This window comes from Pseudomonas fluorescens (assembly GCF_019212185.1).
GTDB lineage: Bacteria > Pseudomonadota > Gammaproteobacteria > Pseudomonadales > Pseudomonadaceae > Aquipseudomonas.
The window spans coordinates 3,291,790-3,302,409 of the sequence record NZ_CP078138.1 but is presented as its reverse complement, the minus strand read 5'-3'; the positions used below and the strand labels follow the sequence as shown (position 1 = coordinate 3,302,409).

General features: G+C 61.5%; 6 protein-coding genes. 4 read left to right on the top strand and 2 right to left on the bottom strand.

From position 1 onward, the window contains the following. Positions 1 to 21: 21 nt before the first annotated feature. The 4 genes from KW062_RS14895 (at position 22) to KW062_RS14880 (ending at position 4,841) form a co-directional block, all read left to right on the top strand. Positions 22 to 324 carry a DUF2934 domain-containing protein gene (locus KW062_RS14895; RefSeq protein WP_027620891.1) on the top strand — a complete coding sequence of 101 codons (303 nt, stop codon included), beginning with the start codon at positions 22 to 24 and terminating at the stop codon, positions 322 to 324. A 60-nt stretch (positions 325 to 384) separates the two neighbouring features. Further along, the gene (gene glgX, locus KW062_RS14890) at positions 385 to 2,547 is read left to right on the top strand and encodes a glycogen debranching protein GlgX (RefSeq protein ID WP_027620890.1); all 2,163 of its coding nucleotides are present in this window, start codon (positions 385 to 387) and stop codon (positions 2,545 to 2,547) included. A 93-nt stretch (positions 2,548 to 2,640) separates the two neighbouring features. After that, complete coding sequence (locus tag KW062_RS14885) at positions 2,641 to 3,441, top strand: endonuclease/exonuclease/phosphatase family protein (protein WP_177433244.1); 801 nt, start codon at positions 2,641 to 2,643, stop codon at positions 3,439 to 3,441. A 329-nt stretch (positions 3,442 to 3,770) separates the two neighbouring features. Beyond that, positions 3,771 to 4,841, top strand: a complete 1,071-nt coding sequence (locus tag KW062_RS14880; protein ID WP_105754147.1) for an autotransporter domain-containing protein — start codon at positions 3,771 to 3,773, stop codon at positions 4,839 to 4,841. An 88-nt stretch (positions 4,842 to 4,929) separates the two neighbouring features. Here the strand turns inward: KW062_RS14880 and glgB are convergent, their stop codons facing one another. After that, positions 4,930 to 7,146, bottom strand: a complete 2,217-nt coding sequence (gene glgB, locus KW062_RS14875; RefSeq protein WP_105754146.1) for a 1,4-alpha-glucan branching protein GlgB — start codon at positions 7,144 to 7,146, stop codon at positions 4,930 to 4,932. Beyond that, positions 7,143 to 10,484, bottom strand: a complete 3,342-nt coding sequence (gene treS, locus KW062_RS14870) for a maltose alpha-D-glucosyltransferase (protein ID WP_105754145.1) — start codon at positions 10,482 to 10,484, stop codon at positions 7,143 to 7,145. Before treS ends, glgB begins: the two co-directional genes overlap by 4 nt. Positions 10,485 to 10,620 lie beyond the last annotated feature (136 nt).

Below are 10,620 nucleotides of genomic sequence, written 5' to 3'. Positions count from 1 at the left end.
GTTCAACCCAGGAGCATTACCATGAGCAACGACGACAAACGCATTCGTGAATTCGCCTACCAGATCTGGGAATCCGAGGGCAAACCCGAAGGCCAGGAATCCCGTCATTGGGAGATGGCACGCAAACTCGCGGAAGCCGAGGCCCTGGCCCCGAGCAAACCGCCCAAGGCCACCAAAGCGGCCAGCGCCAAACCGAGCGCAGCGAAACCCGCTGCCAAGCCCGCCAGCAAAACCAAAAGCCCTGCCACCCAGGTGATTACCCCGCCCGGCGAGCAAAGCAGCGCGGTGAAAAAACCTCGCGCCCCACGCAAACCGAGCAGTTGACCGGCGAACTGCCCTGGCACTGATGGCGACTGACACCGATGTTCCGCGACAGGAGTTTCCATGCCCACGCTTAAGCAAACTGCAGCAGAGCCCCACGCCGCGGACCCGACCCGGATCCGCGAAGGCTTGCCCTTCCCGCTGGGCGCTACCTGGGATGGGCTGGGGGTCAACTTCGCGATTTTCTCGGCCCACGCCACCAAAATTGAGTTGTGCCTGTTCGACGCCGCCGGCGAGGTCGAACTGGAGCGTATCGAACTGCCCGAATACACCGATGAAATTTTCCACGGTTATTTACCCGATGCCCATCCGGGGCTGATTTACGGGTATCGGGTGTATGGGCCTTACGATCCGCAGAACGGTCATCGCTTCAATCACCACAAACTGCTGATCGACCCCTACGCCAAGCAACTGGTGGGGGAACTGAAGTGGTCCGAGGCGCTGTTTGGCTACACCATCGGCCACCCGGACGGCGACCTCAGCTTCGATGAGCGCGACAGTGCGCCCTTCGTCCCCAAATGCAAAGTGATCGACCCGGCGCACACCTGGGGACACGACCATCGGGTCAATGTGCCCTGGGACAAGACGATCATTTATGAGACTCACGTGCGCGGCATCAGCATGCGCCACCCGGCCGTGCCCGAGGCGTTACGCGGGACCTTTGCCGGGCTGATGGTCGATGACCTGCTGGAGCACATCCGCAAGCTCGGGGTGTCCTCGGTGGAGCTGCTGCCGATCCATGCCTTCGTCAATGACCAGCACCTGCTGCACAAAGGCATGACCAACTACTGGGGCTACAACAGCATCGCTTTCTTCGCCCCCGACCCGCGCTACCTGGCCAGCGGCAAGATCGCCGAGTTCAAGGAAATGGTTGCGCACCTGCACGAAGCCAACCTCGAAGTCATCCTCGACGTGGTCTACAACCACACCGCCGAAGGCAATGAACAAGGGCCAACCCTGTCCATGCGCGGCATCGACAACGCTTCTTACTATCGGCTGATGCCCGACGACAAGCGCTTCTACATCAACGACTCCGGAACCGGTAATACCCTCGACCTGAGCCATCCCTGCGTGCTGCAGATGGTCACCGACTCGTTGCGCTACTGGGCCAGCGAGATGCACGTCGACGGTTTTCGCTTCGACCTGGCAACCATCCTTGGCCGCTATCACGACGGCTTCGACGAGCGCCACAGCTTCCTCGTGGCCTGCCGCCAGGACCCGGTGCTGCGTCAGGTCAAGTTGATCGCCGAACCCTGGGACTGCGGTCCCGGTGGCTATCAGGTGGGTGGTTTCCCGCCGGGCTGGATGGAGTGGAACGATCGTTTCCGCGACACCGTGCGGGCGTTCTGGAAAGGTGATGACGGACAACTGGCGGACTTCGCCGGACGCATGACGGCCTCCGGTGAAATGTTCAACCAGCGTGGCCGCCGGCCCTATACGTCGGTGAATTTCATCACCGCCCATGACGGTTTCACCCTCAATGACCTGGTGTCCTACAACGACAAGCACAACGAGGCCAACGACGAAGGCAACCAGGACGGCAGCAACAACAACCTGTCGTGGAACCATGGCGTCGAAGGTCCGACCGACGACCCGGAGATCAACGCGTTGCGCCATCGGCAGATGCGCAATTTCTTCGCCACCCTGCTGCTGGCCCAGGGCACGCCGATGCTGGTCGCTGGCGACGAGTTCGCCCGCACCCAGCACGGCAACAACAATGCCTACTGCCAGGACAGCGAGATCGGCTGGGTCAACTGGGACCTGAGCGAAGACGGCAAGGCCCTGCTGAAATTCGTCAAGCGCCTGATCAAGCTGCGCCTGGCGTATCCGATCCTGCGCCGTGGGCGCTTCCTGGTCGGCAGCTACAACGAAGATATCGGGGTCAAGGACGTCACCTGGCTGGCGCCCGATGGCAACGAGATGTCCACCGAGCAATGGCAGGACAGTCATGGGCGGTGCCTGGGCATGCTGCTCGACGGCCGCGCCCAGGAAACCGGGATCCGCCGCAAGGGTGCCGATGCAACCTTGTTGCTGGTGGTCAATGCCCACCATGACATCGTCAATTTCCAGTTGCCCGAGGTTCCTGACGGCGGCTTCTGGACCTGCATGATCGACACGAATCAGCCGACCATTCGGGATCAGGAACGCTTTGACTTCAATCACACGTACTCGGTGACCGGACGCTCGCTGTTGCTGTTCGAGTTGCAGCATGTGGAGGAAGAATGACGTCTTCGCGCTCGGAAAATTCCAAACCGGGCTGAACTGCCGGACACCCCGTGAGTCGCATGAATAACCCGTTGCGACTTTCGAGGAGAGACTGTGAACCCCGACTCAGAACGCCAACCGGCCGCGCCGACCACCGTCGGCGCTGCGCCGCATGTGCATCGTCTGCGGATCTTGACGGTCAACACCCACAAGGGTTTTACCGCGCTCAATCGACGCTTCATACTCCCCGAGTTACGCGAGGCGGTGCGCAGTACTTCGGCGGACCTGGTGTTCCTCCAGGAAGTGCTCGGCGAGCATGACCGCCACGCCACCCGCCACAGTAACTGGCCCAGCACTTCGCAATACGAATTCCTTGCCGACAGCATGTGGAGTGATTTTGCCTACGGGCGAAACGCGGTGTATCCCGACGGGCATCACGGCAATGCCCTGCTGTCCAAGTACCCGATTCGCCATCATCGCAATCTGGATGTCTCGATCACCGGTCCCGAGCGCCGTGGCTTGTTGCATTGCGTGCTGGATGTGCCCGGGCATGCCGAGGTACACGCCATCTGTGTGCACTTGAGCCTGCTGGAAAGCCATCGGCAGTTGCAGCTGGCGCTGCTGTGCCAATTGATCGAGTCGCTGCCCGAGGACGCGCCGGTGATCATCGCCGGCGACTTCAACGACTGGCAGATGCACGGCAACCTCACCCTCGGCCGCCGCAACGACCTGCACGAAGCATTTGAGCGTCACCACGGCCAACTGGCAAAAACCTACCCCGCCCGCTTCCCCCTGCTGCGCCTGGACCGCGTCTACCTGCGCAACGCCAGCAGCCACGAACCGAAAATCCTCGCCAACAAACCCTGGACCCACCTCTCCGACCACCTGCCGCTGGCGGTTGAGGTGCATTTGTAAGCGAGTCCTGAGGGTGTGTCAGTCGCTGATGATGCTCAGTTGTGGCGAGTCATCCGCGATTGATTTCACGCAGAAACAACACCTTGGAGAATCGCCAATTTTCAGTCATTTACGCCCTCTGATTTTGGCATACCGCTCATCGTTCAATTTCTTGACGCAATGCCTGTGGTCTTCTTAGCTACAGCTTACTACCCCCCGCATACACACCTGGGGCAGGCCTCGAATACCCGTCGCAGCGGGCCGCCGGGGTTTGCCTCGATGAAATCGGTCGCCCCTCAATCGGGGTAGGAGAGACGCCAACACGTGCACCGCTTGTAAGGTAAACCGCCATGAACACCTCCCTTTTCCACCACGAGATGAGCCTCACCCTCTACACCGTTTCGACCACACTGCTGGTGCTGTGCACATCCATGGAGGTCCTGGCCGCTGACGCCGATGAGGAGGCCATACCCTGGTTTCGACAAGACGTGCCTTCGTTCACCTTTCCTGCCCCGCAGCCGCTACAAACCGGCCGTTTCCTCAGCCAACCGGCCCTCGACAATCAACTGCTGAGCATCGAGCAAGCCGCGCCCTCGGCCTGGCAGCGTGTCTACGGCCAACCTGCTGCCCAGGCCGAACACGACATCCTCAATTCCCCCTTCGCCGCTGTCGCCGCCCCAGCCTTCAAAGGCCCCGCCCTACTGACCGTGCACGGCAATGGCGGCAGCACCCAGCGACTCGGCTTGATAGGCGGCAGCCAGCAAATCCAGGGCAACAGCAACGGCGTGCTGGTCGGCCGGGCACTGGCCGACCCAGGCAGCGACAATCTGAATGTCCAGGGTGAGAGCCTCGGCGCCTACTGGAGCCTGACCGGCGCCACCGGATGGCACGTCGACCTCAGCGCCAGCGGCGGCCGGGTCAGCGGTTACAGCCGCAACGACCAGGGCGAAAGGCAAGCGGCCGAAGGCAACGCCGTGACCCTGTCGGTCGAGGGCGGTTTCCCCATTGGCATCAGCAAGAACTGGGTGATTGAGCCCCAGGCACAATTGATCAATCAGCGCATCACCCTGGACAGCTCCAACGCCAGTAGCGGCAATGCCCAGTCCAGCGACATGAGTTCCTGGAGTGGGCGTGTCGGTGCACGTCTGAAAGGCAGTTACGACATCAACGGCTTACCGGTCGAACCCTACGTGCGTACCAACCTGTGGCACACCGTCAACAGCAGCGCTACCGTCAGCCTCGACCAGGTCGACAAGATCAGCAGCAGCCGCAGCTCATCCACCGTCGAACTGGGTCTCGGTCTGGTGGCCAAAGTCACCCCGGCCGTGAGCCTGTACGTCAGCGCCGACTACAGCAGTGATGTCGATGACAATGACCTGAATGGCTTGATCGGCAGCCTCGGCGTTCGCATGCGCTGGTGAACGCCCGGCATTCAGGGGGCTGGTGGCCGCCAACAGGCTCGCCGGACTGAGCGAGGCAACTCCCCGCCAGCCCGCCGAGCCATGCCCCCTAGCCCTGCGGACGCAATATAAGCACCGCCAACGGCGGCAGGTTCAGCGAGAGCGACAATGCCTGGCCGTGGCTGGGCGTTTCCTCGGCGAGTACCCCGCCACTGTTGCCGTAGTTGGAGCCAGCATAGATCGACGAATCGCTATTGAGCACCTCCTCCCACTGTCCGGCAAAGGGCACGCCGACGCGATACGCCTCGCGTGGCACCGGAGTGAAGTTGGCCACCACCAGCACCGGTTTACCGTCCTTGCTCCAGCGCAGCCAGGCGTAGACGCTGTTGATCGCATCGTCACCGATCAGCCACTGGAAGCCCTGGGGTACATGGTCCTGATCGTGCAACGCCGGCTCGTCGCGGTAGAGCCGGTTCAAATCGCCCACCAGTTTTTGCACGCCCCGGTGTTCCGGGTACTGCAAGAGATACCAATCAAGCTGCTGGTCATGGTTCCATTCGCGCCACTGGCCGAACTCACAGCCCATGAACAGCAGCTTCTTGCCCGGGTGGGCCCACATGAAACTCAAATAGGCGCGCAGGTTGGCGAATTTTTGCCAGCGGTCACCGGGCATCTTGTCGATCAGCGAGTGTTTGCCGTGCACCACTTCATCGTGGGAGATCGGCAGGATGAAGCGCTCGGACCAGGCGTAGACCAGGCCGAAACTCAGCTCGTTGTGGTGATGGGCGCGGTACACCGGATCCTGCTGGATGTAATGCAGCGAGTCGTGCATCCAGCCCATGTTCCATTTGTAGTCGAAACCCAGGCCGCCTTGCTGAGTGCCCTGGCTGACGCCCGGCCAGGCCGTGGACTCTTCGGCAATCACCAGTGCGCCGGGAGCTTCGAGGTCGACCACGTCATTGAGGTGGCGGACGAAGTCGATGGCTTCAAGGTTCTCCCGCCCGCCATGCCGATTGGGCACCCACTCGCCAGCCTTGCGCGAATAGTCGCGATAGAGCATCGAGGCCACCGCGTCCACCCGCAGCCCGTCGACATGGAAATGCTTGAGCCAGTGTAATGCCGAGGCCAGCATGAAGCCGTGCACTTCGGTACGCCCGAGGTTGTAGATCAGTGTGTCCCAGTCCTGATGAAAACCTTCCAGTGGATTACCGTACTCGTACAACGCAGTGCCATCGAACTGCGCCAGACCGTGGGCATCGGTAGGGAAATGCGCCGGCACCCAGTCGAGGATCACGCCAATTTCAGCCAGGTGGCAGGCGTTGACGAAGGCGGCGAAGTCGGATGGCGATCCGTAACGTGCGCTAGGAGCAAACTGCGAAAGCGGTTGATAACCCCAGGAGCCACCAAAGGGGTGTTCCATGATCGGCATCAGTTCGATATGGGTGAAGCCCAATTCCTTGACGTAGGGAATCAGATGCTCGGCCAGCTCGGCCCAGCTGTATTGACGTGCGACCTCTCCCGCATCGTCGACTTCACAGCGCCAGGAGCCGGCGTGCAATTCATAGATCGACAAGGCGGCCTGCGGATCCTGGCGCTCGCCGCGAGCTTGCATCCAGTCCTGGTCCTGCCAATCGATGCTCAAGGGCGCGGCAACTTTCGACGCGGTGTCCGGTGGCAATTGAGTGGCCAAGGCCATGGGATCAGCCTTGAGCGGCAAAATCCCGTGCTCGCCAAGGATTTCGTACTTATAGGCCTCGCCGGCTTGCAGGCGCGGAATGAACAGCTCCCACACGCCTGAAGGATGGCGCAGGCGCATGGGGTGGCGACGTCCGTCCCAATTGTTGAAGTCGCCCACCACCGATACCCGTCGGGCATTCGGCGCCCACACGGCAAAGCGCACGCCATCGACGCCTTCGACGTTGAGCAGTTGCGCGCCGAGGCAGGCACTGAGGTCGCGGTGATTGCCTTCGGCGAACAGGTATAAATCCATCTCCCCAAGCAATTGGCCAAAGCTGTAGGGGTCCTCGCTCAGTTGTTCGCCGCCGGCCCACTGCGTGCGCAAGAGGTATGCCCCAGTGCGCGAAAAATGTCCGACGAACAGGCCCGGCACCTCGCTGCTCTCGAGATTGCCGAGTGCTTCGCCGCTGTCGCGATCAATCACCTGCACGCTCAAGGCATCCGGCAGGAAAGCGCGGATGAACTGGCCGCCCGCGCCATCGGCGTGCGGGCCAAGTAGCGCAAATGGATCCTGGTGTTCGGCGCGTACCAGCGCCTCGATATCACGCGCTGCCGGTAGCAGCGCCTCCTGTAATCCCCGTTCCTTCATGACTGCTCTCCACTTGACTCGGAAAAGGGTTTGAGTTCGCTTAACAAGCGGTGCAAACCATGCAATGGCACCGGTAACCAGGCCGGACGATTTTCGGCTTCGTACGCCACTTCATAGGCCGCCTTCTCCAGACTGAACAACATCAGCGCGGCGTCTTCAGCCCCGGGTTCCTGCCACGCATGGCCAAGATTAGCCGTTGCCAGCCGATACGCCTGGACAAACGCCTGGCTGGCTTCACGCAAATAGCGCTCGGTGACCCGTTGCCGCGCCGCATCGCCTTGTCCTGTACTGTCGACACCCTGGCCACTGCGAGCCATGGCCGCCGCGTAATCGAACGAACGCAACACGCCACTGACATCCTTATACGGACTGTGCTTGCCACGACGCTCATGCAACGGTCGCGCCGGTTCACCTTCGAAGTCGATCAAGTAGGCATCGCCCTTGATCACCAGCACCTGGCCGAGGTGTAAATCACCGTGAACGCGCATGCGCAAATCACCGGTGGCGGCCTCGGCCAAGGCTTGCACCTGGGTGAGTATGGACTTGCGTTGTTTCACTAATTGCGTGACCAGTGCCTGATCGGCAGCAGTCAGTTGCTGCTGGTGCTGCTCCAGCAGCAACAAGGCATGCTCCACCTGGGCGCCGATGGCCTTGCCCGCGGCCTTTTGATCCTTGGCTGTGGTGACCTCGCAACCGAACGCCGGATCGTCGCTGGGCAACGCCAACAACTGGTGCATTTCGGCCAGACGCTGGCCGAGCATGGCGGCGAAATCCTGCAGTTCGCCGAGGGCGTTGTAGTGCTGGTCCTGTTCCGACATGGCATCGGCCAGTTCGTCGCGAATCGCCCGTTCGAGGTTGTTCTGGGTCCACTCCCAGGCATCGCCCTGATTGCTCAGATAGCCTTGGGCGATCATCAGCAGATTGTCATCACCCTGGGCATCGCGCCGCACCACCGAGCCGAGCAGAGGCGAGATGTGCTCGAAGCCGGCGGCCGTCAGGTAGGCGCCCATTTCCAGTTCCGGGTGCACGCCGCTGGCGACCTTACGGATCAACTTCAACACCAGGCTGCCACCGATCACCACCGAACTGTTGGACTGCTCCGCCGACAGGTAACGCACTTCGGACTCGGCGCCCAGGCCCAGTTCGGCCAGGCGCGGTGTGGGTTCGAAGCGGATGTCGCCGTCGCTGGAACTGAGCACGGTTTGCGCCTGCAATCCCTGTAACACCGCGCGGATAAAGCTTTCCAGACTGAAGGCATCAGTGACCAGGCCGACCTGCCGGCCACGCCGCACTCTGGACAATGCAAGCTGCTGGGGCAGCGCCGCACTCACCTGGTCTTCTGCCAGAAAACCCAACGGCAATTGATAGCGACTGACTTGGCCTTGGCTGCTGACCTCGATCTCACTGAGCAACACCGGGTGTTGTGCATCACCAAAGCGCACGCCGTAGGCCATGTGCACCGAATCGATGCCTGCGTCCTTGCCGGCAAACCAACGACGGTTCGTCAGCCAACTCGGCAGCACGGTCTGCTCCAACAAGGTGCGCGAAGGTGCCTCAAGCAGCTCCTCCATACGCTTTTTCAGGACCAGGGTGATGAAGTCCGGCAGGCTTTGCGCCGGCTCGGCATGCCAGCTCGGCATCTGGTTTTCGGCAGCGAGGACGAACCAGTAGAAACCGTAAGGCGCCAGGGTCAGCAGGAAATTCAGCTGGCCGATGGGCGGGAAGGCATTGCCGCCGAGCATTTCCACCGGGACCATGCCGACGAATGCCGAGAGGTCCAGTTCGGCGGCCTGGGCACTGCGCGAGACGTTGGCCACACACAGGATGATTTCCTGACGGCCGTCCTCACCGGTGAACTCACGGGTGTAGGCCAGGATCCGCCGATTGCTCGGCGACAGCATTTTCAGGGTGCCCCGGCCGAACGCCTTGGATTGTTTGCGCACGGCGAGCATGCGTCGAGTCCAGTTGAGCAGCGAATGCGGGTCGCCGGCCTGGGTTTCGACATTGACCGACTGATAGCCGTATTGCGGGTCCATGATCGGTGGCAACACCAGACTGGCCGGATCGGCGCGGGAGAAGCCGCCGTTACGGTCGATCGACCACTGCATCGGTGTGCGTACGCCATCGCGGTCACCCAGGTAAATGTTATCGCCCATGCCGATCTCGTCCCCGTAGTACAGGGTCGGCGTGCCGGGCATCGACAGCAGCAGGCTGTTCAGCAGTTCGACCCGTCGCCGGTCGCGCTCCATCAATGGCGCCAGGCGCCGGCGAATACCCAGGTTGATCCGCGCCCGGCGGTCAGCGGCGTAGTAGTTCCACAGGTAATCGCGCTCGCGGTCGGTGACCATTTCCAGGGTCAGCTCATCGTGATTGCGCAGGAAAATCGCCCATTGGCAGTTCGCCGGAATCTCCGGGGTCTGACGCAGGATGTCGGTGATCGGAAAGCGGTCTTCCTGGGCCAGCGCCATGTACATGCGCGGCATCAGCGGGAAGTGGAAGGCCATGTGGCATTCGTCACCGTTGTCGCCATGGGTATCGCCGAAGTACAGCTGGGTGTCTTCCGGCCATTGATTGGCCTCGGCCAGCAGCATCCGATCCGGGTAGTTGGCGTCGATCTCGGCGCGAATCTGCTTGAGCACGTCATGGGTTTCGGGCAGGTTTTCGTTGTTGGTGCCGTCGCGCTCGATCAAATACGGAATGGCGTCAAGGCGCAGGCCGTCGATGCCCATGTCGAGCCAGTAGCGCATCACCGACAGCACCGCCTTCATGACCTGCGGGTTGTCGAAATTGAGGTCGGGCTGGTGCGAGTAGAACCGGTGCCAGAAGTATTGGCCGGCCAGCGGGTCCCAGGTCCAGTTGGATTTTTCGGTGTCGAGGAAGATGATTCGTGTGCCGTCGTACTTCTGGTCGTCATCGGACCATACGTAGAAGTCCCGCGCTGCCGAACCGGGCTTGGCTTTGCGCGCACGCTGGAACCAGGGGTGTTGGTCGGAGGTGTGATTGATCACCAGCTCGGTGATCACCCGCAGCCCGCGCTTGTGCGCTTCGGCGATAAACCGTCGGGCGTCGGCCATGGTCCCGTAGTCGCTGTGAACGCCACGGTACTCGGCGATGTCATAGCCGTCGTCACGCCGTGGCGAGGGGTAGAACGGCAGTAGCCAGATGGTGTTGACGCCGAGGTCGGCGATGTAATCGAGTTTGCTGATCAGGCCGGGAAAGTCGCCGATGCCGTCGTTGTTGGAGTCGAAATAGGATTTGACGTGAACCTGATAAATCACCGCGTCCTTGTACCAGAGCGGGTCGTTGTTGAAGGTGGCTGACCTGGGTTTCTTCGCCATGAAAATCTCCTGCTCGAATTGGGGGTGGAGCGGTGTTGCTAGTGTCCTTTGGGGGAGCGAGCCTGCTCGCGAAGGCTGCCTGACGGTGCACATATCCCTCCCTGGCGAAACACTCGCCTAGGCTCGGCGTACCTTC